Annotated in this window: 21 protein-coding genes; 9 read left to right on the top strand and 12 right to left on the bottom strand. The window is 70.0% G+C overall.

Going from position 1 to position 26,181, the window contains the following annotated elements; all coding sequences use genetic code 11:
* Positions 1–125: 125 nt before the first annotated feature.
* A complete protein-coding gene (locus FRAEUI1C_RS19975; RefSeq protein WP_013425146.1) occupies positions 126–5,624 on the top strand; it encodes an NB-ARC domain-containing protein in 5,499 nt (1,832 codons plus the stop codon).
* A gap of 118 nt (positions 5,625–5,742) precedes the next feature.
* Here FRAEUI1C_RS19975 and FRAEUI1C_RS41955 read toward each other — a convergent pair whose 3' ends face one another.
* Positions 5,743–5,820 (bottom strand): WD40 repeat domain-containing protein, encoded by a 78-nt coding sequence (locus FRAEUI1C_RS41955; protein WP_083819744.1) that lies wholly within the window; start codon positions 5,818–5,820, stop codon positions 5,743–5,745.
* 349 nt (positions 5,821–6,169) lie between these two features.
* On the opposite strand from FRAEUI1C_RS41955, the gene FRAEUI1C_RS36525 reads away from it, so the two are divergent.
* Together FRAEUI1C_RS36525 and FRAEUI1C_RS19965 are read left to right on the top strand one after the other, a co-directional pair.
* Complete coding sequence (locus FRAEUI1C_RS36525) at positions 6,170–8,560, top strand: putative bifunctional diguanylate cyclase/phosphodiesterase (protein WP_198318605.1); 2,391 nt, start codon at positions 6,170–6,172, stop codon at positions 8,558–8,560.
* A 197-nt stretch (positions 8,561–8,757) separates the two neighbouring features.
* Entirely contained in the window at positions 8,758–10,008 is a 1,251-nt protein-coding gene (locus FRAEUI1C_RS19965; protein WP_013425144.1) for a phosphatidylserine decarboxylase family protein, read from the top strand.
* Positions 10,009–10,260: 252 nt separating this feature from the next.
* On the opposite strand, the gene FRAEUI1C_RS19960 is transcribed toward FRAEUI1C_RS19965, so the two are convergent.
* Positions 10,261–10,452, bottom strand: a complete 192-nt coding sequence (locus FRAEUI1C_RS19960) for a hypothetical protein (RefSeq protein ID WP_041259541.1) — start codon at positions 10,450–10,452, stop codon at positions 10,261–10,263.
* 161 nt (positions 10,453–10,613) lie between these two features.
* On the opposite strand from FRAEUI1C_RS19960, the gene FRAEUI1C_RS19955 reads away from it, so the two are divergent.
* Positions 10,614–11,357, top strand: a complete 744-nt coding sequence (locus tag FRAEUI1C_RS19955; RefSeq protein WP_013425143.1) for a hypothetical protein — start codon at positions 10,614–10,616, stop codon at positions 11,355–11,357.
* 244 nt (positions 11,358–11,601) lie between these two features.
* Here the strand turns inward: FRAEUI1C_RS19955 and FRAEUI1C_RS19950 are convergent, their stop codons facing one another.
* From FRAEUI1C_RS19950 to FRAEUI1C_RS19935, 4 genes are all read right to left on the bottom strand, one after another.
* Positions 11,602–12,483: a COG4705 family protein gene (locus FRAEUI1C_RS19950; protein ID WP_013425142.1), complete on the bottom strand. Its 882-nt coding sequence runs from the start codon at positions 12,481–12,483 to the stop codon at positions 11,602–11,604.
* A gap of 382 nt (positions 12,484–12,865) precedes the next feature.
* Positions 12,866–13,471, bottom strand: a complete 606-nt coding sequence (locus FRAEUI1C_RS19945) for a hypothetical protein (RefSeq protein WP_013425141.1) — start codon at positions 13,469–13,471, stop codon at positions 12,866–12,868.
* The gene (locus FRAEUI1C_RS19940) at positions 13,468–14,331 is read right to left on the bottom strand and encodes an ABC transporter permease (protein ID WP_013425140.1); all 864 of its coding nucleotides are present in this window, start codon (positions 14,329–14,331) and stop codon (positions 13,468–13,470) included. The genes FRAEUI1C_RS19945 and FRAEUI1C_RS19940 overlap by 4 nt, the downstream gene beginning before the upstream one ends.
* The gene (locus tag FRAEUI1C_RS19935; RefSeq protein WP_013425139.1) at positions 14,328–15,299 is read right to left on the bottom strand and encodes an ABC transporter ATP-binding protein; all 972 of its coding nucleotides are present in this window, start codon (positions 15,297–15,299) and stop codon (positions 14,328–14,330) included. Before FRAEUI1C_RS19935 ends, FRAEUI1C_RS19940 begins: the two co-directional genes overlap by 4 nt.
* A gap of 297 nt (positions 15,300–15,596) precedes the next feature.
* On the opposite strand from FRAEUI1C_RS19935, the gene FRAEUI1C_RS19930 reads away from it, so the two are divergent.
* Positions 15,597–16,286 (top strand): response regulator transcription factor, encoded by a 690-nt coding sequence (locus tag FRAEUI1C_RS19930; protein ID WP_013425138.1) that lies wholly within the window; start codon positions 15,597–15,599, stop codon positions 16,284–16,286.
* Entirely contained in the window at positions 16,279–17,718 is a 1,440-nt protein-coding gene (locus FRAEUI1C_RS19925) for a sensor histidine kinase (protein ID WP_013425137.1), read from the top strand. The genes FRAEUI1C_RS19930 and FRAEUI1C_RS19925 overlap by 8 nt, the downstream gene beginning before the upstream one ends.
* Before the next feature lie 82 nt (positions 17,719–17,800).
* Here the strand turns inward: FRAEUI1C_RS19925 and FRAEUI1C_RS19920 are convergent, their stop codons facing one another.
* Together FRAEUI1C_RS19920 and FRAEUI1C_RS19915 are read right to left on the bottom strand one after the other, a co-directional pair.
* Entirely contained in the window at positions 17,801–18,463 is a 663-nt protein-coding gene (locus tag FRAEUI1C_RS19920) for a maleylpyruvate isomerase family mycothiol-dependent enzyme (RefSeq protein WP_013425136.1), read from the bottom strand.
* Between the two features lie 129 nt (positions 18,464–18,592).
* On the bottom strand, positions 18,593–19,183 hold the full coding sequence (locus tag FRAEUI1C_RS19915; protein ID WP_013425135.1) for a TetR/AcrR family transcriptional regulator: 591 nt from the start codon (positions 19,181–19,183) through the stop codon (positions 18,593–18,595).
* A 165-nt stretch (positions 19,184–19,348) separates the two neighbouring features.
* Between FRAEUI1C_RS19915 and FRAEUI1C_RS19910 the strand changes: the two genes are divergently transcribed.
* Positions 19,349–19,609: a hypothetical protein gene (locus FRAEUI1C_RS19910; protein WP_013425134.1), complete on the top strand. Its 261-nt coding sequence runs from the start codon at positions 19,349–19,351 to the stop codon at positions 19,607–19,609.
* Between the two features lie 123 nt (positions 19,610–19,732).
* Here FRAEUI1C_RS19910 and FRAEUI1C_RS19905 read toward each other — a convergent pair whose 3' ends face one another.
* Positions 19,733–20,086 carry an ArsR/SmtB family transcription factor gene (locus FRAEUI1C_RS19905; RefSeq protein ID WP_013425133.1) on the bottom strand — a complete coding sequence of 118 codons (354 nt, stop codon included), beginning with the start codon at positions 20,084–20,086 and terminating at the stop codon, positions 19,733–19,735.
* A 132-nt stretch (positions 20,087–20,218) separates the two neighbouring features.
* On the opposite strand from FRAEUI1C_RS19905, the gene FRAEUI1C_RS19900 reads away from it, so the two are divergent.
* Positions 20,219–21,115, top strand: a complete 897-nt coding sequence (locus FRAEUI1C_RS19900; protein ID WP_013425132.1) for an LLM class F420-dependent oxidoreductase — start codon at positions 20,219–20,221, stop codon at positions 21,113–21,115.
* A 118-nt stretch (positions 21,116–21,233) separates the two neighbouring features.
* Here FRAEUI1C_RS19900 and FRAEUI1C_RS19895 read toward each other — a convergent pair whose 3' ends face one another.
* Positions 21,234–22,568, bottom strand: coding sequence for a PASTA domain-containing protein (locus tag FRAEUI1C_RS19895; protein ID WP_013425131.1), 1,335 nt, complete (start codon positions 22,566–22,568; stop codon positions 21,234–21,236).
* 176 nt (positions 22,569–22,744) lie between these two features.
* Here FRAEUI1C_RS19895 and FRAEUI1C_RS19890 point away from each other — a divergent pair, with 176 nt between their 5' ends.
* Complete coding sequence (locus FRAEUI1C_RS19890; protein WP_013425130.1) at positions 22,745–23,653, top strand: S1 family serine peptidase; 909 nt, start codon at positions 22,745–22,747, stop codon at positions 23,651–23,653.
* A gap of 124 nt (positions 23,654–23,777) precedes the next feature.
* Here FRAEUI1C_RS19890 and FRAEUI1C_RS19885 read toward each other — a convergent pair whose 3' ends face one another.
* Together FRAEUI1C_RS19885 and FRAEUI1C_RS19880 are read right to left on the bottom strand one after the other, a co-directional pair.
* Positions 23,778–24,860: a YncE family protein gene (locus tag FRAEUI1C_RS19885; RefSeq protein ID WP_013425129.1), complete on the bottom strand. Its 1,083-nt coding sequence runs from the start codon at positions 24,858–24,860 to the stop codon at positions 23,778–23,780.
* Positions 24,861–25,229: 369 nt separating this feature from the next.
* Positions 25,230–26,120 carry a methyltransferase domain-containing protein gene (locus tag FRAEUI1C_RS19880; RefSeq protein ID WP_232425059.1) on the bottom strand — a complete coding sequence of 297 codons (891 nt, stop codon included), beginning with the start codon at positions 26,118–26,120 and terminating at the stop codon, positions 25,230–25,232.
* Between the last annotated feature and the right edge of the window lie 61 nt (positions 26,121–26,181).

Raw genomic sequence — 26,181 nt, 5'->3', positions numbered from 1 at the left:
ACCGTCTCAGCGGGGCATCGTGGCCCCGCCAGCCGGGGCGGACCGATCCGAAACCTTCCAGTGCGATGATGGGTTTCTCGTCCGGTACGTGGTCGCCGGGAATCGTTGCGGGGGAGGCCGCGGGGGTGGAACGCCTCTCGGAGATCGAGATTCGGGAGCTCGCCAGGCGTTTCGCGGATGCCGGATCGGCCACGCACCTGTTGGCGGCCACCGGCTGGTCTGCCGAGCTGGTCCCGTCGTGGCGGGCCAGGAACGCGCTCGAGTTCTGGCAGGAGGTGGCCGCCGAGCTGGAGCACGGCGCGGTCCGGGATGGCCGGCGTCGGCTGTTGACGGCTGCGGCGGCCCGTTGTCCGGATAGCAGCGTGTTTGCTGCTGGCTGGGAGGCGACGCGTCCTTTCCGGGCAGTGCCCTCGCGCGATCTCCTACCCGTGGTGCCCGCACATTTCGTCGCCAGAACCGCGGACGCCGCCGCCGTGCGCGATCTGCTGTGCGCGCGGCCGCCCGGGCAGGTCGTGGCCATCGTCGGCATGGGCGGCGTCGGGAAGTCGACGCTGGCCGCCGCGCTCGTCCAGGACGCGAACGTCGTCGAGAAGTTCCCCGACGGCATCGCCTGGGTCGCCATCGGACGCGAGCCGATCCTCGCCGAGAAGATCGCCGATGTGCTCGCGGCTTTCGCGGACCATGCGCCGGTCCCGGCCGTCGCCGAGGGCACCCGGCGCCTGCGTGGCGTCCTGGACGGTGCCCGCGCGCTGATCGTGCTCGACGACGTGTGGGACGTCGTCGTACTGGAGGCTTTCAGGGTCCCTCCGGGGGTGCGGCTCCTGGTGACGACGCGTTCGAAGGACGCTCTGTTCGGCGATGCGGCGCTTCATGAGCTGACGATGGCGGACACGGAGACGTCGCGGCGGGTGCTGGCCTCCTACGCTCGCTGCGAGGTCGCCGACCTGCCGGCCGAGTCGGACGGAATCGTGCGCCGGTGCGGCGGGCTCGTGCTGGCGCTGGCGCTGGTCGGCGCGATGGTGGGCACCGGGCGGCGCTGGCGGACCGTCGCGGAGCGGCTGAGCCGTGCCGACCTCGCCGCGATCAAAAGCCGATTCCCCGGCTACCCGCATCCGACGCTACTGGCCGCGCTGGAGGCGTCGGTCAATGCCTTTCCCGAGGCCGACGCGCTGCGGTTTCGCGAACTGGCGGTGGTCGAGGCCCGGGGCTATCTTCCGGCGGCGGCCGTTGCAGCGTTGTGGCGGGAAACGGGTGGGCTCGACGAGCTCGACGCCGAGGATCTCCTCGACCTGTTCGCCCGACACTCCCTGGTGCGCATCGACCCGGTCTCGCAGACGGTCCAGCTGCATGACCTACTGATCGACTATGCCCGGATCACCCTGCCCGACCGTCAACGACGTGCAGCCCACAGGCTGCTCAGCCAGTGGCTGATGCAACGGTGGGGTGGTCTCTCGACCGGGCTTCGCCAGATACCCGAGGCCGCGGCGTTCGACGAGGTAGATCACTATGCCCTCGCCGCGACCGTCACCCATCTGCTGGCCGCCGACGATGCCGCGTCGGTCGACCGGCTCCTGGCCGCCGAGCGGTCGACAGCCGGCGGACGGGCCGAGAACGTCTGGTACACCGTCCACGAGGGACTGGGCAGTACGGCCGCCTACCTGGCGACGATCCGCGCGGCCTGGAACGACGCGCAGACCAGGCCGCACCCGGACGCCGAGGTCTTCGTCCGTCTGGCTGGCTATGCGCTGCTCATCGGGTCGGTCACCAGCATGGCCGCGAACATTCCCCCTCCGCTGCTGATCCACGCCGTGAAGGCCGGGCTCTGGCCGCCGCCCAGGGCGCTCGCCTACGCCCAGGCGATTCCCGACCCGGCTGCCCGGGCCGCCGCCCTGACCGGCCTGGCCGACGATCTGGCGCCGAAACAACGTGCCTCGCTGCTCGGTGCCGCCTTGGCCGCCGTGGCGGCCATCGGCCGTCCGGATCAGCAAGTCACGGCGCTGACCGAGCTGGTCCCGCATCTGACCGCCAGTCCGGCGGGCACGCTCCAGGCGAGAGCCGTTGCGCTCGCTAGCGCCGTCGACCGTCCGGACCATCGAGTAGCAGCGCTTGTAGGGCTCGCGCCCTGTCTGCCCGCCGACCTGCTGCGCGAGGCGCTGGAGACGGCTACTGCTTCCGTGCGGTCGGACTACCGGGAAACCGCTCTGGTCGGCCTGGCGCCCTACCTGTCCGGCGGACTGCTTGATCAGGCGTTGGTGATCGCTGGGGCCATCGAGAGGCCGCTGTCTCGTGTAGCGGCGCTGACGGCGTTGGCCCCGCGAGTGGCGGTCGAGCGGCGGGGCCCGCTGCTCGCCGCCGTGCTCGCCGCGGTCGGATCTGTCACCTGGCCGAACGACCAGGCGGCTGCGCTGGCGGCGATCGCCCCGTACCTGTCGACTGATCTCCTCCGCGAGGCAACGGTCCTTGCCAGAGAGATCACCACGCCAGCAGCGCGCGCGAGTGCGCTGACGGACCTTGCGCAGCAAGTGACCGAGGATGGCCGCGGGCCGGTGCTCGCCGAAGCCTTGGCCGCCGTCCTCGCCATCGACCGGCTCAACGAGAGACACCGCGCGCTCGCCAGCCTGGTTCCGCACCTGCCCGGCGAGCTGATCGGCCCGGTGCTCACGGCGGCCGCGGGCACCGGACCCGACGCCCGAGCCGTGACCCTCACCGAGTTGCTGGGTCACCTGCCGCCCGATTACCGCGCGCCCGTAGTCCAGCAGGCGCTCGCGGCGGTCGCCGTGATCGGCCCGGCCGGCGCCAGAGTGGCGGAACTCGCCACCTTGGCGCCCTATTTGCCCGCCGAGCAACGTGCACCGGTGCTCGCCGACGGTCTCACCACCGTCGATAGTCTCGAGAACCCAGACGAGCAAATAGCGACGCTGACCGCCCTGCTGCCGAGCCTGCCCTCTGACCACCGCGGCCGCCTCGTGCGGCGCGCGCTTGCGACCGCGAGCGCGATCGACCAGCCCGACCGTCGGGCCGTCGCCATGGGCATCTTGGCACCGCACCTCCCGCCAGATCTGCTCGGTGACGCGCTGGCGCTGGCGCTGGCCGTCGATGAGCCCGTCGACCTCGCCGCCACGCTGATCCACCTGGCTCCGTATCTGGCTGCCGATCAGCTCCCCGAGGCAGTCGCGGCAGCACGCGCGATAGGCCCGCGGGCCGCCCGCGTGTCCGCGCTCACCGCGCTGATCCCGCGGCTACCGGTCGACCAGCGCGACGCTCTGCTGCGCACGACGCTGGGCGCAGCGGCCGGCCTCGAGCCGCCTGAACGGCGCGCGACCGCGCTCGCCGAGCTGGCCCCGCATCTGCCGCCGACGCAGCTCGTCGAAGCCGCGGCGGTGGCGCGGTCGATCAACAGGCCGGCGGCCCGTCTCACGGCGTTGACCGCGCTGGCCCCCCATCTGCCCACCTGGCAGCGCACAGCAGCGCTCGCGGACGCGTTGGCGGCCATGGCCGACCGGTCCGCGGCAGCCGGGCCCTCGGATGACGCGGTCCGTGACGCCACCAAGGCGATTGACACCTCGACCGGCAACGCGAGGGCGTTGTCGAGGCTTGCCCCCTTGCTGCCACCGAACCTGCTCCGCCGCGCGCTCGGCGTCGCCAAGGCCATTTCCAGGCCTACCGCACGCGTCTCAGCGCTGGCTGGACTGGCCGCATATCTCCCGGCGGATACTCGCGACGTAGCCGTCGCCGAGGCGCTCGTCAGCACGACGAAGATCGACCTACCGGCCGAAAGGACCACCGCGCTCGCGTCTCTCGCGGCGCATCTGCCTACTGCCGTCCTGGTGTCGGCGCTCGCCTCCGCCAGCGCGGGCGACCGACCGTCCGACCGCATCGCGACGCTGATCGGGCTACTTCCGAGCCTCACGGCCGCCCAGCGCGGGCCGGTGCTCACCGAAGCGCTCGACGCTGTCACAGCCATCTCGTCGCCGCACAGCCGCGCCGCGGCGCTGACGGCCCTCGGGCCGCATCTCGCCGACCCGCGGCGAGGCCAGGCGCTCCTGCTTGCTCACGACAGCGCCGCTTCGATCACGGCGCCGGCCTCCCGAGCGACAGCGCTGACGGCGCTGGTTCCGTTGCAGCCCGCTGACCAGCAGGAACCGCTGCTCGCCGAGGCGCTGGAAGCCGTCGCTCTCGCCTGGCCGACCGACCGCGTGGCGGCGCTCGTTCACATCGCTCCCTACCTGCGCTCCCGTCGAGGACTGCTCGCCGTGGCGTTGGCTACCGCCACTTCCATCGACCAGCCGGCGCTGCGCGCCGCCGCGCTGGCCGGGGTGGCTCCGTTTCTTCCCGCCGACCTGCTCGCACAGGCACTCAGCTCCGCCGTCGCCATCGACCAGGCACATGACCGGGTGGCAGCGCTCGGCGGCCTCGCCCCGCACCTGCCCGAGGAACAACGCGGCCCGCTGCTGGCCGAGGCGCTCGCCGCCGCCACCCTGATTGACCAGCCGCGGATGCGCGCGGACTCGCTTCAGGCGTTGGCACCGCATCTACCCCCCGTCCTCCTCGGCAACGCCTTCGACGCCGCTGTCACCATCGACCGGTCCGACCAGCGGGCGGCGGCGCTCCGCTGGCTGGCTCCGCACCTGCCTGCCGAACTGCTCGCCCGCACACTCGACGCGGCGTCCCGCCTGGAGGACCCGACCGACCGGGCGGCCGTTCTGGCAGGGATCGCGCCGCACCTTCCCGACAGGCTGATCAGCGCGGCCCGCGACCTCGCCGCGACCATCGTCCCGGCCCACCGCCGCACCGCTGCTCTCAGCGCGCTCGCCGCCCGCCTACCGGCCAGCGAACGCCGATGGGTCCTCGGTGACGCCGCCGGGGCTGCCGCGGCAATCCCCTGGCCGGCCGACCGCCTGGTGGTGCTGCTCACGCTCGCGCCGCTCGTGCCCGCTGAGCAGCGTGGTCGGATGCTCGCGGAGGCATTGAAGGCCGGTATGGACCTCACCTGGCCGCGGGGCCAGGTCGAGGCCCTGGAGTTGCTGGCCCCGCACCTGCCTCCCGACCTACTCGCTCAGGCCTTGGCCGCAGCCGTCACCCTTGACCAGCCGCACGACAGGGCGACGGCGCTGCGGACACTGGCCCCGCACCTGCCTGCCGACCTGGTCCGCGGTGCACGACGCGCCGCGACAGCCATAGGCCCGCCGGACGCACGGGCAGCGGCACTGACCGGCCTCGTGCCCTACATACCCGCCGGAGAACGTGGACCGCTCCTTGACGACGCGCTCGCCGCGGCGATGGCCATCGAACAGCCAGCCATCCGTGCCGCTGGGCTGACGGCGTTGATCCCCATACTCAACACCGAGCAGCGGGGTCCGCTTCTCACCCGCGCGCTGGCCGCGGCGTCGTCGATCGACGAGCCGGACCAGCGAGCGGCGGCCCTGGTCCAGCTCACCTCTCACCTGCCCGCCGGGGAGCGCCGCCACGTCCTCGCACAGGCTCTGGACTCGGCCGCGCTGTCCAGCAGAGCCGCCGTCGTCACGGTCATCCTCGATGTCCTGGCCCTCGGCCTCATCGACGACGTGTCCGCGGGCACGGCCATCACCGCGACGCTGCTACGCATACAACGCTGCCTGCCTTGAAGCTCCGCGGTTGAGCCATACACCTCACTCGCCGGAGCACCCGTCGGGCGGCGGGCCAGCGGCTTCCTGGTGCCGAGTCTGGAAATGGCGACCCAGCATCACCGGGCCAAGCCGAGGGTCATGTTGCTTCCCATAGCCGTGCGGTGTGATCGGAGCTGCCAGCGGCCAGAACACGCCCGTCCGGCGAGAACGCCACCGAGTAGACGGTGTCGTAGCTGAGCGCAGGTCCTGGACGGGGTCCGCCGCGTCAGGTCCGGCTCGGACGGTGCGGATCCTGGTGATTCGGCGTGTCAGCTCGTCATAGGTGATGGTCATGGTCGTCCGCGGGCCGCGGGCGCCGACGCCGGCTGCGGCCCGGTCGCTTCTCGCCGCTTCCTGCCAGCCGATCTGTGCGTCCACGTGTGACGGTCGGCGTGGGGGCGACATCTTTGTCGGAGGAGGCGTGACCCATGCGACGGCGTAGGGCTGGTGTGCCCCAGAATTCGAGCATTGATGGGGTTCAGCCGGTTTCCGAGCGCACATTTAGGCGGCTTGGGGCTGGTGCCGTGCTGCTGGCCCTGACTGCCGTCCTTGTCCCGGTACTCTTCGGCGGCCAGTCGATGTTGATTGCCCAGAGCGCGGTGTTGTCGTGCGCGGCGGCGGCCGCGGCGGTGGTCGGTGCCGTGGGGGTGGCGCGTACCCGGGGACGTGAGCGTCTTTGGCGGGCGTTGCTGGAACTGTTCCTCATTTTTGTCGTTTTCGGCGCCGCGGACTGGACATATCGATATCCGCGCCAGCATCAGACCATGCCGCTGGGTCCCGCCGAGGCGTTGTTCCTGGTGCCGGCCGCGCTCGCGCTGGCCGGGCTGCTGTGGCTGCCGGTCGAGTCCGGCCGCCGCGACGATCCTGCCCTCTCGCCGGGTCGCGAGGGGCGGCCGCGGTATTCGGATGCTCTTGTCGTGCTCGACGGCCTGGTGGTCGTCGCGTCGATGCTGTTGATCGTCTGGATCGCCGCCCTGGGGCGGATCGTCGGCAGCGGGGTGCACGGGTGGCCGTTCGTGACCGCGATGGCGTTCCCGTTGTGGGGGATGCTCGCGGTGACCGAGGTGGTGCTGCTGGGGGCCTTCCGGCCGCCGCGCAACGGCAGGGCGCTGCTGCTGATCGGTCTTGGCCTGGCCATACAGATACTTCCTGATTCAGCCGTCGTGATCCTCACACTCCATCGTGCGCAATCGGTCGAGACCACGGCGCCGTACTGGGCGGGCCTGGCCATCGCGCCGCTGCTGATCGCCCTGGGGCTCGTCGTGCCCGAGCGTCGACGTTCGCCCCAGCGCACCCGAGACCAGGCCCTGATCACGCCTTCGTGGTTAGGGCGTCCGTCGTGGCCGTGGATCCATGTGTACGTGCCGTACCTGCCGCTGACGGTGACCGTCGCGATCATCCTGGGACTCGCTGCCAGCGGCGCCGCCCTCGGCGGCGTCCTGCTCTACCTGGCGTTGATCCTGGCCATGCTCGTCGCGTTCCGCCAGCTGGTCACGGTGGCGCAGAACGTCCGCCTTCTCGTCGAGGTCCAGGCCGCGCAGGTCCGGCTTCGCTACCAGGCCTTCCATGACCTGCTCACCGGGCTGCCGAACCGTGCGTACTTCACCGGCGAGCTCGAACGGGCTGTCGGCGAGCATCGGTCGGTTGGCCGGCCGGTGACGGTGATGTTCGTCGATCTGGACGACTTCAAGTCGGTGAACGACACCCTTGGCCACGCCGCGGGCGACGACCTGCTGGCGGGCGTGGCTGATCGGCTGCGGGGAGCCGTGCGAGGCAACGATCTCGTGGCCCGCCTCGGGGGTGACGAGTTCGCTGTTCTGCTCGCCGAGGCGGATCAGGCCTGTGATCCGGCGATCACCGCCGACCGCGTCGGTCAGAAAGTGCTTGCCGCGATGGGTCCGGCGTTCTCCCTTCATGGGCACCGCAGGAACGTGCATGCGAGCGTCGGTCTGGCGATGGCCGACAGCGAGGCGCCGGTCGAGGTCGCCGAACAGCTGCTGCATCGGGCCGACAGCGCGATGTACGCCGCCAAACGCGGTGCCAAAGGCGGTCTCGTCCGCGACCATCTCCACCGGCCCGCCGCGGTCAGGATCCGCGAGGTCAGCGATTCCGCCGTCGCGACGCTCGCCAGCGGCGCCACCATGGGGAGCCTCGCCGTCTGCTATCAGCCAATCCGGTGCCTGGAAGACGGCCGGATCGTCGCCGTCGAGGCATCGCTGTGCAGGGCTGGTTCCTGCGACCTTGCGCCACCCGCCCCCGACCTCCTCACCGCGGCGGAACGCGACGGTTCGACCGACGAGCTCCACAACCGCCTGCTCGACCGTGCCTGCCATGACCTGCGCGTCGTCCGGCAGCGACTGCGCGCCCCCGTCCGCCTGCACGTCAACGTGCCGCCGGAGCGCGTTGACGACGAGGCGCTCGCCGATCTGGTCCGGGAATCCCTGCGCCGCCATCACCTCAATGCCCACGCACTCGTCCTGGAAATCGCCAGCGCGGCTCGCGTTCCGGACCTCGCCACCGCCAGGCCCTACCTCGAACAGCTCGCGAGGATGGGTGTGCGTATCGCGCTCGACGACGTCGGGGCCGACGACAGCTCGCTTGGCGCACTGCACAAATGGCCCCTCACCCTCATCAAACTCACCCCGGAGCTGTCCGCTGACCTGCTCGCGGCCGATCAACCAGCTGAACGCCGACTGAGAGCGGTGCGCTCGGCGCTCATCGGCATCGCCACGGCCACCGGGATGACGGTCGCCGCGGACGGAATCGTGACCGAACCCCAGCTCGCCGCGCTTCGCACCGCCGGCTGCGAGCTCGGCCAGGGCGACCTGCTCGGGCCACCACAAACACTCCCACGCCTCGCCCGGACGGCGTCGCCCGTGACGACGACATCCGTATCACCGGAGCACGACAGCTGAAAGGCGCCTATGTGGGTAACGCCTTCCCGGAATCGCCGCCCAGCGTTCCCGTGTTAGCGTCAGGCGCCGCGCGGCGAGGTCGCAGACGATCGAGCAAAAACGGTCGTCGACATTGTGACAGGTGGGACAGAGGGCACGGCCGGTCGCGGGCGTTATAAGTCATTCCGCTTTCCATCGGGAAGTGAGGGACACACCGCATGAACATTGATGCCGATACCATCGCGGTCCGGGCCAGCCGGCGTGGGCACTGGCTGCCCGTCCGCGAAGAAGTGCTCGTCGCCTTCCGGCACAAATTCGCACAGGAGGCCAGGAAGCGGGGCCCCGGCGCGCCGCTCACGCCGCCCGTGCAGGACCTCGCGAATCTCGTGAACACCGATCCTGTTCTGCGCATGTACTTCACCCAGGCGATCGAGCAGGCGATCGCGGCCGGCTACGACCTCGGCTACCGCAACATCGACGAACTGATGGCCCTGATCAACGTGATCATGACCTACGCGCCGCCGTTCGACACCACCGAGCTGGTCGGCTGTCCGCTCAACGCGCTGCTCGACTGGCCCATGTGCATGCCCGCCGGTTTCCCGCTGTTCCGCTCGCCGGCGCTCAACGCGAAGCTCAAGGCCGTGCTGCAGTACTGGTGCGACTTCCTGAGCGGGCCCGACTCGCGGTATTACCTCATCCCCGAACCGCCGGGATGGTTCTCTCCGGAGGCCCTCTCCTACCTCCGCATGTCAGAATTCGTCTGCGACCCCACCAAGCCGTACTACGACTTCAAGTCGTGGAACGACTTCTTCACCCGCAAGTTCAAGGCCGGCGCCCGGCCCGTGGACGGGCCGACCGACAACACGGTCGTCGTGAGCGCCTGCGAGGCCACCCCCTACAACATCCAGAACAACGTGCAGCTCACGGACCGCTTCTGGATGAAGGCCCAGCCCTACTCCCTTGCCGACATCTTCACGAGCTCACGCCAGGCACTCGCCGAGCAGTTCGTCGGCGGCGACGTCTACCAGGCGTTCCTCAGCGCCTACAACTACCACCGCTGGCACGCACCCGTAGCCGGCACCATCGTCGCCGCCTACCCGCTGGACGGCACCTACTACTCCGACCTCGAAGCCGAAGGCCTCGACCCCGGCGGTCCCGACGACTCCCAGGGCTACATCAGCCAGGTCGCCGCCCGCGCGGTCATCGTGATCGACACCGGCGACCAGCGGGTGGGCACCGTGGCCTGCGTCTTCGTAGGCATGGCCGAGATCTCCTCTTGCGTGATCAAGGTCAGCGAGAAGCAGAAGGTGCAAAAGGGCGACGAGATCGGCTACTTCCAGTACGGCGGCTCCACCCACTGCCTGATCTTCCAGCGCGGCGTCATCCGAAGCTGGGTACCCAAGCCACCGTTCGACTTCAACACACCGCCCATCAAGCTCAACAGGCAGATCGCCACGGCCGGACGCTAAGAACAGGGCCCAACCAGCTAGAGCGGCAGCGGGGCACAGGCCCCGCTGCCGCGACCGGACCGGCGACCCGGCCCGCGACCAGGGGCCGGTGCCGGGTCCCGCGAGGTCGGCCCGCTGACCTGATCGTCGTTTTGGCCCTCGCCCGGTCACCGAACCGCTGCGGTCACAGCCACGCGAGGGCGAAATCAACGATCTTGTTGGTCTCGGGCCGAGGCCAGCATTGCCAGATGCGCCTCCGGCTCAGCGAAGGGTTCAGCTCGGTCCCGCAGCCTCGGAGCGGGCGCCCTGTTCCTCTAGCCAGCTGATGACGTTGTCGCGGCGGGTGCCGCGGCCGCGGGCGGCGTCCAGCGGTGTGCCTTCGGCATAGTCGGGTACCCAGTCGAGCCGGGCGCCGGCGGCGAGGAAGACGTTCGGCGGTCCGTCGCTGCCCGGCGGCGCAGGCATGCCAGAACGCCTGGCAGTTCGCTGCCGGCCAGGCCGACTGCGAGGGCGCAAAATGCCTTGCACGGATGCTGACTTTTCGGGCATTCTGTGCCGCGCCGGGGAAGAAGGAAGGCGCCGGGACACGTCGTCCCGGAATAGTGCGGCAGGGAGGTGCTCACGCGATGCGGAACCATGGCGAGAAGGTCAAGGACATGGCCGAGTCGGTGCTGCCCTCGACCGCGCGCACGTCCGCCCGGGAACAGCGGCGTCGGGTTCACCGGCGTCAGCGCACCCGCCAGCGGGATCTGCTCGTCATCGCCCGCCGTACGGCCTTTGACGGTGCCCCCGCATCGGCATTGGCTGACGTCGTGGAAACGGGTTTCGAGGCGGATTTCGAGGAGCGGCGCCGGGCTCGGGACATCACGCGGCTCGTCTGGAATCGCCGGGCTGCCGACAAGACCGGTCCGCTCACCCGGTGGGCTGGCGCGCAGGTGGACCGGGACGCCAGGCTGCGTGAGGCGCCGCAGTCCGAGCAGGTGGCGCATTTCGCGAGGCTCGTTCCCGACAACCTGATCGGTCGGCATGCGCTCCAGCACATCGAGGCCGACCTGGAATATCGGGCGCGTCAGGCGGAGTGGCGGCAAAGGACAACCGCCCGAGCGGAAGCCGAGTTCCTCGCGCTCCGGAACCAGGTTGTTCGCGACGCCGAAACGATCCTCCGGGTCGGTAGGCACCGCGAGGTCAACGCGGCCCTGCGGGCGGGTTACCGTGCCCGGGCGAAGACGGCGCCGGACGGAACGGTCGTCTTTCCTCGGCCGGCGCGTTTTCTCCACGGCGGCCACGACGTCACCGAGTTCGCTCAGGTCGTCGTCGGCCACGCCTGGATCGTTCAGGTCGTGCACGCCACGGCGAACCTCGCGGCCTGAGCGACCGCGAGTCCCGGCGGCCGATTTCCACAGCGACTCCCGCGTGGAAATCGGCCGTCGGGCCGGGGACCGGGTTCATCGACCCCTCGTGCGCTAGGCCTGGTCTCCCAACCTCGGCACCGCGCAGGTGCGGTGCGGGCGACCAACCCGACGATCAAACGATGCCTGATCACCCGGCACCGAACCGTGCGCGCCAGCCACGACGCCCGTCCAGCCCGGGTCACACGAATCGCGTACGTCCGTCCTAGGACACGCGGACCGGCGCCACGTCGGCCGCGGCAGTGCCGACCCGGCGCTTCTCCTGGGCGTGGGCGACGCTCACCAGGCCGAGCAGGAGCGCGAGCAGGACCGTCGACGACCCCGCGGTGCCGAGGGCGAGGCCTCCTTTGGCGGCTGGTTTCGTCAGGAAGTCGCCGACGGTCGCACCGAGTGGGCGGGTGAGTACGAAGGCGAGCCAGAAAAGCAGCACATTCGGCGGCACGGGGGCGTACTTGAGGGCCAGCAGCAGCCCGAGAAGCGTCAGTATGAGCAGTGCGCTTCCCGCGTAGCCGAGTCCGGAGCTGTCCGACAGAAAATCGCCCATGGAGGTTCCGAGGGTGTTCGACACGAGGATGGCCGACCAGAAGAAGCTCTCGCCGCGCAGCGAGTCGATGTCTCGGATCACGAACGTCAGCCCAGTGAGCTTCCACGCGGCGAAGATGGCGATCAGCAGCGAGATCAGAATCGCCGCGCCGACGGGGTAGCCCAGGCCGAGCCCCTGCGGCCCCCAGCCCAGCGAGCTGGTTCCCTCAGCCAGATACTTCTCGCTCGCGTCGCGATTCATGAAGTCGGAGATGGTGGTACCGGCCGTACTGGTGGACAGGATGACGGTCCAGTAGAAGAACGGATTGTAGGACCTCGACCTCAGCTGGACGGCAAGGGTCACCAGGAAGACGAGAAACAGCACCCCCGTCGTCAGGAAATATCCGAGCCGGAGGGTCTGCGCCAGCAGGTCGCCGGCGGTCTCGCCGAGCGTCGTCGCCGCGATCTTCATGATCCAGAAGATCGCCGTGATCTCCGGAAGCTTCTTCACCGCGCACCTGGCGTCGAGGACGCCAGATTGGTCGACTGCCGCCACCTTCGTCATCCTGCCTCCGCGCACGGTTCGGACGGACCGTACGTTCCCGAAATGCGGGTGCGAACGGTACTGAGGCAAGAACGACCCGCGGTCCGCGGCAGGCGTCCGGCCGGCCGAATAGTAAGCGGCCCCGAAGTATGAACCGGGCGCGCAACGCCGCCGCCGCATGAGACTCATGGCTGCGGCGCGCTGAGAACTGCCGCCCTCTTCGCATCGCGATCGGGCCGCCGTCCGGCTCGTTGAGAATTCGGTGGACCGGATTGGCCCGGAGCAGGCTGCGTCGAGCGAGGTGGGGTGCGGCGTAGGGGCGTGGTCGTCCCGGCGGCTCAGGGCCGGTTTGACCGTTGCCGTGGGCCTCCGGGCCCCACCCCGTGTCGGCGCACGCGAGACGCTAGGTCTTCGGCCCGCCGGTCTGCGCCAGGTTGGAGGCGCGGCGAGCGCGCCGGCGCGTCGCGAGCGCGCCGGCGCCGAGCAGCAGCGGCACCGTGATCGCGGTCGGCAGGGAACCGCCCGCGGTCAGCGTGCGTCGAGGCGTCACCGTGACGTGGACGGGTGCGCTCGCGACGAGAGGCGCAGGTCCGGGCCCGCCGCTGCCGGCCCGGTCCGGGCCAGTCGGCAGCACGACCACGTACACGTCGAACCTGCCGGCGGTGACGGCTTGGATCTCCCAGTCGAGCCAGGTGCCGTCGCCGGCGGCCATCGCGGCGACCGGGCGGCTGCGGTCCGACGACCAGTCCTCGGGGTCGACATAGACATCGCTCGTCAGGCTCGCCACGTTCAGGTGGGCGATCGAGGGCCCGACTGGCGCCGCGGAGATGTCGCTGATGCGAGCTCGGAGGGTGAACCGCTCACCCACGGCCGCGCGGACCTCCCCGTGGTCGAAGGCCACGGTGACGGCCGGTGGCGGTGTCGACGGGGCGGCCGAGCTCGGTGCGGCGAACACGACGAGGGTGATCAGCGCGAGCAGTAGTCCGGCCAGCGTGCGCGGGCGATTCATCCTCTGCTCGTTCCTGCGTGAAGGCTGATGATGCGGGGCCCGGCGACCAGCAGGGCACCGCCCGCCAGGACGATGGTGACCAGCGGCGACGCGAGATAGGAGAGGTCGCGAGCCCAGCCGTGCCCGTTGACGAGGAGAGCCGTCATGTAGTGGGTTCCGGCCGCGATGGGATTGAGCCGGTCCAGGTAGGTCCCGAACCAGCCGCGGGTGGCTCCCGCGGGTAGCTGCGTCGGCGCGAAAAGCGAGAGGAGCAGAAAGAGGCTGACCGAAAGGCTGACCTTGTTCGACTGGGACAGGGCGCTGACGAGGAGGGCGAGTGCGGCGAGCGCGGCGGCGAGCAGCGTTCCGACGGCGAGGTCGAGCAGAAGCGCGCGCCAGACGATCGACGAGCCTCGACCGAGTACCCAGATGTAAGGAATGCTCACCACGCATGAGGCGAGCCACAGCGACAGAGCCGCCAGAAATTTACCCACCGCGACGGTGCGACGGGAGACGGGAGCGAGAAGAAGGTTCTCCAGCGTTCCCCGTTCGCGTTCTCCGCTGATCGCGTCGGCGCTCACCACCATCGTCACCAGGGTGCCGACCGCGACGGCCAGCTGGAGAGTCAGGTTCACCGCTTCGCGTTGTTCGAGGAAGTTGAGGGCCTGGTTGGTTCCGGCCAGGTAGGTGATGACGCTCAGCAGCACACTGAAGGCGAAGACGAGGACCGGGCCGCGGCCCGTCGCCCACAGATCGATGAACTCCTGTTCGGCGACGACGCGCCAGCCACGCGGACCGGGAGCCGACGCGGAGCTCTGGCCGGATGCGGTCCGCTCGTGGGGCGTCACGCTCGACGGCTCGCCGTCAACATCGGTTTTCATCGCTCGCTCCGTCGGGTCATGCTCAGAAAGGCGTCGCTGAGCCGGCTGCCTTCGATCTCGAACGAACGAACCGGCACGTCCGCCAGCAGCACGGCCCGCAACGCCGCGTTCAGCGCGGTGCTGGCCGAATCCGGGTGATCATCCGGTCGTTCCCGCAGGGATAGCCGCAGGACGTCGGGATGTCCCTCGGTGGCCTCCACCGTCAGGTGGGGCACCGCGGTCAGAGCGCCCATGGCTCGATGGATCCCGTCGGTGGGCACGCGTAGCAGCGCGGTCCCTGGCGCGGCGGCAACTCTGGTCACCTCGTCGACGGTGCCGGCGCTCAGCACCCGGCCGCGCGCGAGGATCAACACCTTCGTGCAGACCTCCTCGACGTCCGGGAGGGTATGGGTGCTGAGGACGACCGTCGCGCCGCGGCGCTGGGCGATGTCGCGGACGATACCGAGCACCTGGCGTTGTCCGGCCGGATCGAGGCCCAGGGTCGGTTCGTCGAGAAAGACGACCGCGGGGTTGTTCACCAGTGCGCGCGCGATTCCGAGACGCTGACGCATGCCCCGGCTGTACGTCGCTATCCGGGACAGCCCGCGTTCCGCCAGGCCGACCTCGTTCAGCAGCCGCTCGCTGGTCCGAGACGCGTCCCCACGGGACAGCCCGAACAGCCGCCCGTGGTAACGCAGGTACTCCAGGCCCGTCATGTGCTCGGGGTAGCCGGCGCTTTCTGGGAGGGCGCCGACCACACGGCGGATATCGACCGGCCTCGTCGACGGCACCCCGGCGACCGAGAACGTCCCGCTCGATGGCCTGAGCATCGTCGTCAGCAGCCGGATGGTAGTGGTCTTGCCCGCGCCGTTCGGCCCGAGCAGGCCGAGGATCTCCCCGGAATCCACGCTGAAGGTGAGGCCGGCCAGGGCCGTGCGAGCGCCGTAGGACCGGGCGAGCTCCACCGCTTCCAGCGCGGCGGCGCTCATCGGCACCCGCGGGCGCCCAGCGCTACCAGCGCCGGTAGGAGGCCCCGCCGGCCGCCGGAAGGCGAGGACCGCATCCCGGCCCGCGCCCGTCCGGCCCGGGCAGGCATGCGGGAAGGACCGCGCGCTGGCGCAGGACGGTGTCCATGAAAGATCCGCATCGCACCCTTTCGAAAGCCCATCGGCGGTGGATCGCAGCCTGGGCCTCGGCGGCTGAATGCGGGCTGAAAGATCAGCTATGGCGGCCTGTACCGCCGTGCCCGAACCGGCACGACACTGGTCACGGAGGCCGTCCGGACGGTGGGGGTGGCGAGTGTGCGGGTGCTCGTGGTCGAGGACGAGCGACGACTGGCGGTCGCGCTCGGGCGCTGGCTGACCCGGGACGGTTTCGCGGTCGACCTGGCCCACGACGGAGCCGAAGGCCTGTGGCGCGCGGAGCACGGCAGCTACGACGCGATGGTGCTCGACATCCTGCTCCCGGGCCTGTCCGGGTACGAGGTCGTGCGCCGGCTGCGGCAAGCCGAGATCTGGCTGCCGGTACTGATGCTGACGGCCAAGGACGGGGAGTACGACATCGCCGACGCGCTGGACCTCGGAGCGGACGACTACCTGGTGAAGCCCTTCTCCCTCGTCGTGCTTCTCGCCCGCCTGCGTGCGCTGCTGCGACGAGGTGCCACCGAACGGCCCCCGCTTCTCCACGCGGCCGGGCTGACGCTGGATCCGGCGGCCCGACGCTGCCGGCGCGGCGAGGACGACATCGCGCTCACCTCCCGCGAGTTCGCCGTCCTGGAGTACCTGGTCCGCCACCAAGGCCGCGTGATCAGCAAGTCCGAACTGCTTGACCATGTCTGGGACGAACACTTTGACGGCGACCCCAACATCGTCGAGGTCTACATCGGCTACCTCCGCCGAAAGATCGATAGACCGTTTCAGGCGCGGTCGATCCTGACCATCCGAGGATCGGGCTACCTGGTCCCCGCGGATGACTGAAGCCTCGCGCGTCCACCGGTGGTGGGGACGCCGCTCCCTGCGGACCCGGCTGACCGCGGCCGCGACCGTGGTCATCGCCGCCGCCCTGTGCGTCGCCGCGGCGTTCCTCGCCCAACGCCTCCACGCGGGACTGATCCGCGTCGCGAACAGCAACGCCACCCAGCGGCTCGACCAGACGGTCGGGGTGCTGCGGGCCGCCGACGCGACCGGCCCGCTGCCGCCGAGCCGTGACAGCGACGTCATCGTGCAGGTGATCGGCGCCGACGGCGAAGTCCTGTCGAGCTCACCGACGGCCGATCCGGCGCGGCCGATGTTCGGTTTCGTACCGTCGCCCGGCGCGCGAGTGCTGCGAGCGACCTCTCGGCTGCCTCTGCACGACAGCGCTGACTCCTACCGGGTGGCCGCGCAGGAGATCACGATCGGCGGAAGCCCGATCGTCGTCTATGTGGCGGTGCCCGCGGACGACGCCGCGGACACCGTCGCCGCGCTCGGCGGAGCGCTGGCCGTCGGCCTGCCCATCGTCCTGGCCGTTCTCGCGACGATCACCTGGCGGCTCGTCGGCCGCGCGCTGCGTCCCGTCGACGAGCTGCGCCGGCAGGCGGCCGAGATCACCGCGACCGACCTGCACCGGCGGCTGGACCTGCCGCTCTCACGCGACGAGGTCTACAACCTCGCGGCCACATTCAACGACCTCCTCGGCCGGCTGGAGGCCGCCACTCGCCGCCAGCGCGAGTTCGTCGCCAACGCCGCGCATGAGCTGCGTAGCCCGATCGCCTCCCTCCAGGCCCAGCTTGAGGTGGCGGCGGCGACCCAGCCGCCGGCGACGATCCCAGCGCACGACCTGCGGGGACCGCTCGCGGACGCCGGGCGCCTGAGCGATCTCGTCAACGATCTGCTGCACCTGGCCCGCCTGGACGACCGTCCCCGGCTGAGCCTGCGCCCCGTCGACCTCGACGACGTCGTACTCGACGAAGCCCGCCGCGTCCGCCTCGCGCGACCGATCGCCGTCGCCACCGGCGGCGTCTCCGCCGGGCAGGTGCTCGGCGAGCCGGCCGCGCTGGCCAGGGTGGTCCACAACCTGCTCGACAACGCCACACGCCACGCCCGCAGCCGAGTCGAGGTGACCCTGCGTACCACCGGTGCCGTGGTCGTCCTCACCGTCGCCGACGACGGACCCGGCATCCCCACCGCCGACAGGGAGAGAATCTTCGACCGGTTCACCCGCCTCGGCGGGGAAGTCCCATCCGACGGTGGCTCAGGACTCGGCCTCGCCATCGTCCGCGAGGTCCTCACCGCCCACGACGGAACAGTCCGCGTCACGACGGCGGCTCCCGAACTGCCCGGCGCCCGGTTCGAGGTCCGCATCCCCGCCGTGACCGCCGGCGATGACGGCGCGGATGGGGCGCACGAGGCCGGCGGGGACCCGAACTGACGCGACCGCGTGATCCGTCAGCGTCGCTGACGTCAGCCGATCCCGGCATCGCGCGCGCGTGCGCACGGGGCGGACCGTGCCGTCATCGGGGCTCCTGGGCGGACGTGAGTCTGGCGTGCAGGGCGTATGCCCCTTCGCCGGACAGTCGCGGCAAGGCGGCGAGGCGGCCGGTGAGCAGCAGCAGGATCGCGTCGATCGGGCCGTCGACGGGTGCTCCCTCGCCCACGGCCCATTCCGTGTCGGACGCGGTGAGCCGCAGCCCCCTGAGCCGTCTCCGGGGGAAGAACGGGTAGCCGAAGAACGGGAAGGCGACGGACCAGACCCGGTCGGCGGCGACGGCCGCGGCGTCGGTGGGTAGCGCGAGCGGCCGCTGGAGGGGAATGGCGACGTCCAGGCCGTGCACCAGGATGTCGATGAGGGTCTCCTGACAGGTGACGCCGGCGTTGTGTCTCCGTGAGCCGACCATCCCGCGGATCTCGGCGATCATCTGCGCGGTCGGTGTCGCCGCGTGCAGGCACGCCGAACGGTGGATGACTCGTTTCATCCCGCCGGGCGACCGCGCGGCCATCCGAAGCGCCCCGCCCAGCCCTGTCTGTTGCAGGGTCAGGTGAGCCGCGACCTCCCGCACGGTCCAGCCACCGCAGAGCGAGGGCGCGCGCCACTCGTCGTCGGTCAGCTGCTCCAGCATGTCGGCGACTCGTAGCCGCTGGGTGTCGATGGCCTGCCAGACCTCGTCGGCGTGCATGGGCGTTCTCCCTACCTTGCGGAGTGTCCGTGCCGCGACCGTCCGGGCGGCACGGTGAGACAAGGCGCGCAGGTCGTGCTCGTCACCGTGATCGGTCCACCGCGTCGGGGCGCCTGGTGTCCAGGCGCCTCAGGAGCCGCTGTCCCGCGATTCCCGCTCGCGTTGGGTCTGGACCAGCGACGTCAGCAGGGCGTCGAGATGCGCCGTCGGGTCGAAGTCCGGATCGGGGATCGCCAACTGGTGCAGGACGAGTCCGGTCAGGTAGTTGCCGACGACGTGGACATGGTGATCGGGGTCCGTCGAGCCCACGAGGCGCAGCCAGGTGACGAACCAGGTGTTCACCCGCGCGCCGGTGGCCCCGAGCTGCGCCCGTAGCTCGGGCCGGCGGGAGGCCTCGACGAGGATCGCGTACCGGGACAAGGTCAGCGCCCGGTCGCGGCCCGCGCTGTCGCGGGCGAAGACGGCCAGGGCCCTGGCCAGGTCTGTTGTCGTTCGGGGTTCCAGGTGCGCGGCCAGCTCCTCCCAGTTCGCCCGCTCGCGCGCCGCGAACCGCTCCACGATGGCGTCGAACAGCGCCTCCCTGGTCCGGAAGTAGTTGGACGTCGACCCCGCGCTGAGCCCCGCCGCGGCGTCCACGGCCCGGTGGGTCAACGCGCGAACTCCCTGCTCCCCGAGCAGGTCGATCGCCGCGTCGAGAAGGTCATCCCGTCGACTGGCCATGAACGCACACTACACCCATAGTATTTTCGACTACAAGTGTAGTAACCTGCTCCTGTGGCGACGTGATCAACGCTGCCGCTCAAGGGATTCCGGCCAGCGAGGCACGCCCACCGCCTGTCGGGGCCGCGCCGGCCAGCCACCCGACCCGTAACAAAGGAGACCGTCATGGCCCAGATCGCGATGCTGCTGCTCACCGTTCCCATCGGCGTCTACCTCGTCAGCCGCCGAACCGCCTACCTCGCCACCGTCATCCTTTTCGCGGTCGTCCTCGCGGTGCAGACCGTCGTCGTGCACGCGGACACCCCGAGCGACATCAACGCGACCTACTGGCTTCTCAACGCCGCCACCCTCGCCGCCGGCCTCGGACTCACCACCGCGGGCCTCGCGCTCGGCCGCCGCCGTCGGACCCGCCGAGCCGCCAACTGAACAGTGCCGCCGCCGCCGACGCCGACGTCCGGCCGCTCCGCAACCTCAACGTGATCGCCGTTTTGGCCCTCGAAGGGTTGTGAGAAGACCCGATTCACGACCACCTGGGGGCGGAACCGGCGATCACTCCGCCGGGCCGGCCTGGCGGGTGGCGGGCTCGGCGAGTACGAGGGCCAACAGGCCGGGGAAACGGGCGTCGAATTCGGCCTGCCTGAGGCGGTTGAGTCGCCGGGAGCCCTGGTCGACCTGCTCCAGCAGGCCCGCGGCGCGCAGCACGGCGAAGTGATGGCTCGCCGTCGCCTTGGAGACCGGGAGATCGAAGGTTCCGCAGGCGCGCGAGAACTCCGGCTCCCCGGCGAGGGTCCGCAGAATCGACCGGCGGACCGGGTCGGCCAGGGCGTCGAGCGCGTCCTGCAGCGCCACGTCGTCGGGGTCGGTGTGCCGCAGGTTCTGTGCGCGTCGCGCCGCGGGCGTCATCACGGTTCCTTCCGACGCTTGGCAGGTGTTCGATCCGTATCGTACAGTCCGCAGTGTTCGGTTCCGATCGAACACTGCGGGCTGGACCGCTGGCGGTCAGCCGAACCCGAGCAAGTGGCAAAGGAGCGCCTCGTGACGCTGGACCTCGGCCGGATCGGTATCTGGAGCTCGTCCTACGGCTGGACCGATGGAGCCGGCGCCCTGGTCGACGGCGCGCGGGAGGCGGTGGCCGAGCTGGACTCGCTCGGTTTCGGCGCGCTGTGGCTCGGGTCCGCCGACCCGGGGCTGGGGCTTGCCGAACGCCTGCTCGCCGCGACCGGCCGGATCGTGGTCGCCACCGGCATCGTCAACGTGTGGACGGTCGAGGCCGAGGAGCTCGCGGCCCGGTATCACCGCCTGGACGACGCCCATCCAGGCCGCTTCGTGCTCGGGCTCGGCGCGAGCCACGCACCGGTCGTGCAGGCGCTGGGCCGAACCTACTCCCGGCCGCTGGGGTTCCTCACCGACTACCTCGACGCGCTCGACGCCGCGCCGCGACCGGTCCCGGCCGACCGCCGGGTGCTGGCCGCGCTCCGGCCGAAGGCACTCCGGCTGGCCGGGCGGCGATCGGCGGGGGCACACCCGTACCTCACCACCCCCGACCACACCCGTTCCGCGCGGGAGATCCTGGGGGCCGGGCCGCTGCTCGCGCCGGAGCAGAAGGTCGTGCTCACCGCGGACCCGACCGAGGCCAGAGCGCTGGCGCGCGCGACCGTGGCCTACTACCTGCGGCTTCCGAACTACGTGAACAACCTGCTCGCCCTCGGTTTCACCGAGTCCGACGTGTCCGCTGACGGCAGCGACCGGCTCGTCGACGCAGTCGTCGCCCGCGGCCGCGCCGACCAGGTTGCCAGGCGCGTGCAAGAGCATCTCGACGCCGGTGCGGATCACGTCGTCGTCCAGGTCCTCGTGCCGGGAGCGAGCGCCGCGACCCGCACCGGTCGGCCCACCCGCGACGAGTGGCGCGAGCTCGCCGGCGCACTGCTCTAGGGGCTGATCCGGGCCTCGTGAGCACCTGTCCCACGACGCGGGGGTCGCCGGCTTTCCCGATGGCGGCCCGTCGATGTCGAACTGGTGGGGGCGCGGCGCAGGCCCGTCGTCAGGCGTTCTACGCGCCACCAGGGGCATACGGGCCGGTGGTGAACACGAGCTCGAACTGTGAGCCTTTGGCTACCTTCTGGCCAGCTGAAGGATGCTGCTCGTAGATGATGCCGCCACCGTCCACCGGGCCGACCGCCGGCCGACCCCTCGTGTAGACCAGCTGCAGATCGTTTCGGAGCTGGTCGAAGTAGGGATCTGTTATCACGTCGCCCGTGTACTGGCCGATCATGTTGGGTATTTCGACAAGATCGGCGGGGGAGCCTGGTGCCCGGCGGAGCGTGATCGGGGCCGGCTCGACGATCGGCGGTGTGACGGCGGCCGGGTCGAAGATCCTTGGCGGCGTGATCTCGCCTCGCGTGAGTCTGACCGCGTGGCCCATGACGGCGTTGATGAGCTGGGTGTAGGTGCCCACGGCGGCCTGGAGAACGTTCGTGGGCGGAAGGTCCACGAAGAACGCGGAGTTGCGCAGCGCGAATTCGAGATCGTTGCGGGTCTGGATATAGCGAAGCTTCCGCTCGCGCGCGTCGGCGAGTGCGAAGACGAAGTCCTCCCGCTCCTCCGCCGTCGGGAGCGGCAACGGGATGGTGTCGTACGTGACGACCTCGGTCTCATAGGCCGCCGGGTTGTTCTTCGCTATCTCGGGAAACGCCTTCAGTCGGCTGATGACTTCGCCGATCTCGACGGTCGGAGCGATGGTGATGCCCGAGCCGGCGTTCTGGTACATCGTCGCGATGTATTCAGAGCGGGTGGACGCGTCGCTCGACGCCTTGGTGAAGGATGCCTTGAAACTGCCGCTGGCCAGCAGGCCGTTCGCCTCGGCCGCGAGGCTGGCGGCCAGTTCGGTCTGAGTACTCTCTGACACCGAGGTGATGCGTACGATGGCGAAGAACTCGCCGCCTGTCTGGATGCCGCGAACGAAGCTGTCGCCGAAGGCTCGCTGGAACTCGTCAAACCGCAGCGCCGTGAGCAGATCCTTCGCGGCCTGTGTCACGGCGAAGTTCTTCCCGCGCGTGAGTGGATTTTGCACGATCACCCGGGCAACGACAAAGGTCGACGTGGAGTTGTAGTTCGAGTTCTCCGCGAACGTTGCCTTCGCCGAGCCGGAGACGAAGCCGTAACGGCCCTGAGCCTCGAACGACATGCCGAGCGATTCCATCATCTGCTCGTAGGAGTTGACCATGTCGATCGACGCGGTGACCTCCTGCCCGCTGGCCTCTGGCGGGGTGCCGACGGTGAAACCCTCGAGAGCGGTGCCGACAGCCAGTCCTGTCTGGCTGTTGAAACCCATACCGATCTCTTCGTCATTGAAAATGATCCGCCGGACCTGCGGGATGATCGTCATCTGTTGGCCTCCGCGCCATCCGGCGTTCATTGGCTGGGTTCGCCGACGTCCGGCGGCCGGTTCGCGCGCACGGACCGGCGCCAAGGCTAGCGTAACCGGACCAACTACGTCAGTATAGCGGCGACGGCCGAGCGGTCGCGTCGCATGCCCGACGTACGCCTGACATGAGGTCTCACGTGGATGTTCCGGAAGAGATGTTTGAGGTCGCCGAGGCCCACAGCGAGGAGATTCTGGCGTTACCCGACGTCACGGGCTGGGATGTTGGCCTCGCGGAGTACGGGGACGAGCTAAGCACCGACTATGCGATCCGGATCTATGTCAATGATCTTTCGAGCGTCGAGGACGGCCAGCTGCCCACCGACTTCGACGGCTATCCGACCAATATTCTCGAGGGTCGGCTCGAACTCGACGCTCTACCCGATCTCGCGCGTTACGATCCACTGATCGCCGGATGCGAGATTGAGAACGGCGACCTGGACGTCGGCTCCAGTGGCACGCTCGGCATGGTGGTCCGGCACACGGAACGGGATGTGCTCTGCGGGCTTACCTGCGCGCATGTGCTGTGCTTCGCCGGCTATGGAATCGGTGACGCGGTCTGCCAACCCGCGCGCGTCGCCGGGGGCAGTCCTGAGCCGGCCAATGTCATCGGGGGCCTGACCGACTGGAATCTGGACTACGACTGTGCAATCTTCGAGCTCCGCGAGTCGATCACTCCGGAGCTGGAGATTCTTGAGATAGGACCGGTCGCCGGCTCCGTTCTGGACATCCCGGAGATAGATCCCTACAACCTGGTCAAGGTCTCCAAGCGCGGGCGGACCACCGGACTTACCTGGGGACACATCATCGGGTACAACCGGATCGTGACGTGGGACTCGTCCGGACGCCGCACCCCCGCCTACCTGCTCGTGCGGCTCGATCCGGCCTGCCCGAAGCCGACCATCGGTGCGGGAGGCGATTCCGGGGCGGTCCTCGTCGACGACGTCGGCCGGGTCGTCGGCCTGTACCGAGGCCACCTCGGCGACAGGTACGGGATGGCGATCCCGTGGAAGCACATCGCCGGCTGCCTCCCGATTGACGTGCCCTGAGGGCCCGTACCTGTAGGAAAGTCGACGAGGGCTGGGTGGCCGCCGCGGGCTTCGTCCGGTTCATCGGCCACGGCGCGGAAATACGTCGGGTGCTGTGCTCGACGTGGTGGGTGAACCCACCGCGTCAGGGCTGGATCGCCAGCGCGGTGGGCCCGGCGCCGACGGGGACGGTGGCGACGGTAGAGCCGGTCGCCGGATCGAGCACTCTCATGACGTCCGGATCGCTGGTCAGGACATAGAGGCGCGGGCTGGCGAGGCCTTCGGAGATCGCGACGGCCGTCGCCGAAGGGCTGTCGAATCGGCGGACCACGGTGTTGGTGTCGGCGTCGATGACGGCGACGGCGTCCTGATAGAAGGTGACGGTGGGAAAGGCGGTCTGCTGGAGGGCGGGACCGGCGACATACACCCGCGGGTCGAACGCGTCGGTGTCAATGGCCAGGCTCCTGGGGAGGGCGTGAGTGCCGAGGTTGACGGTCGTGATGCCGAGCCTGGCGTCGAGGACCGTCAGGGTTGTCTCGCCGGAGTTGGCGACGTACACCCGCGGACTGGACAGATCGTCGCTCGCGGCCACGCCATCGGGGAAAAGGCCGACCGGGATCGCTCCGGCGACGGTGTTGTGGGTGAGGTCGATGACCGAGAGGGTGCCCTCCTCGTAGTTCGTGACGTAAGCGACGTGGTAGGTCCTGGCGTCCAGGATGGCGATGTCCATCGAGGTCGCCCCGAGCGGGATGGTGCCGACCACGGAGTTCGTCGTCGTGTCGATCACGGTCACGAAGGGCGCCGCGTAGTTGGTGACGTAGGCACGCCTGAGGTCGTTGGAGATCGCCACCCCGGTGGGCTGACCGCCGACCGGAATGGTTCCGACGATGACGTCGCGAGTCGTGTCGATGACCGTCACGGTGCCCGCGGAGCTGGTGACATAGGCCCGGGGAGTGGGAGAGCTGGTGGTGGCGACGTCGTATGGCTCGGTGACGGGAATGGTGGCGACCACCGTGTTGCTGCCGGCGTCCACCACGGAAACCGAGTTTCCCGAGCTGTTGGCCACGTAGATCTTGGGGTCCCCGAGAGCTTCCGCCTGGCCGGGCACGGCAAGGACCGTGAACACCAGCGCGGCGGCCGGAACGGCCCGGAGCGCGCGCGCCCGCGTCCTGCGCTGCCCGCCCTTCTCGTGGAGAAACGGGGATGAATGTCCCAGGTCCGAGGACATCGGGCCTCCGATTCAGAAGCGACCTGCACGGATCTCGGCGCGGCCGGCATTCGGCAGACCTTGATCGGCAGTGATCGACTGAGATCGTAGTCAGGAGCGGCCCAAGTATTCTGTTGATCCGCTTTGTGTCGAGCAGGCCGGCGTGTCCGCGAAAAATGCCGCACGGCACCCTGCATGGTGCAAGGTGAATGATCCGATTGGTCGCGGGCGTGCCGAGGGTGCTCGTCGGTATTCGTGGAAGAAGCAGCCAAGTCGCAGGGCGTCGCGGCGAAGTCGGTCAGCGACCCAGCTGGTGCCAGACGTAGTCCGGATGGGTCCAGAATCCCGACCACGGATTCCCGAAGGACCTCAACCCACGTCAAGATCGCCTTAGTTGGGGCGACGGCCCCACGCCGAGATCAGCGGTGCGAGGGTGAGATCGAGCTCGCCGGCGCCGACGGCCGCGACGTGCGCGTCGATCTCGGCTTCATCGGCCAGCCGGGAGGCGACCAACTCGGCGCGGACCTGCCGCATCGTCGCGATCTCCAGGCGGTCACAGACCGCGCCGCCGACCGGAAAACTGCCCGCCGCCGCGACGTCGACCAGGCCGGCCTCGCGCAATGTCCTCGGCAGCGTACGGCCGTAGCGCAGATCGGCGCCGCGGCGTGTCATCAACTCCCGGAAGGCGCGCCGCAGCCGATTCGCGCGCCGCTGCGCCGGGCCGCTTTCGTCGAGGCACACCAACGGCTGCAGCTCGGTGTCCGCGTCCTCCACCAGGAGCCAGCCGCCGGGCCGCAGCGCCGCCACCATCGTTGCCAGAGCCCGAGCGCGGTCGGGCACATGGACGAGGACGAGCCGGGCGTGCACCAGGTCAAACATCCCCGGCGGCGGATCCGCGACGATGTCGTGCCGGCGAACCTCGTAGGCCCCGTGCGGGTCCAGCCACGCTGGATTGATGTCCGTCGCCAGGACGTACCCCGTCGGTCCTACGGCCTCGGCGAGCGCCTCGGGGATGCTGCGGCCTCCGGCCCCCACCTCCCAGCACCGCCAGCCCGGCCCCACCCCCAGGCGGTCGAAGTGCCCGCGCGTCACGGCGTCGAACAGCTCGCCCAGCGCGACGAACCGCTCGCCCGCCTCGGCCTGGGCGTTGTCCAGGAGGTAGCGGTGATCAGGGGCGGACCCCGGCGCGCCCAGAGAGCCAGCGGCCTCGGCGGGCGGACTCGCGATGGCCGCCGGGTCCGGCTCGGGGTCAAAGTTGCGAGCCCGCTGCGAGGAGGTCACGGCCACATCTTCACCTCTTATCGTGCCGCAGGTACCACGACTGGGCTCGTAGGTTCACTCG

The sequence above is a fragment of the Pseudofrankia inefficax genome, assembly GCF_000166135.1.
GTDB lineage: Bacteria > Actinomycetota > Actinomycetes > Frankiales > Frankiaceae > Pseudofrankia > Pseudofrankia inefficax.
Note: the sequence above shows the minus strand (reverse complement) of the source record. Positions and strands in the feature narration are given on the sequence as shown.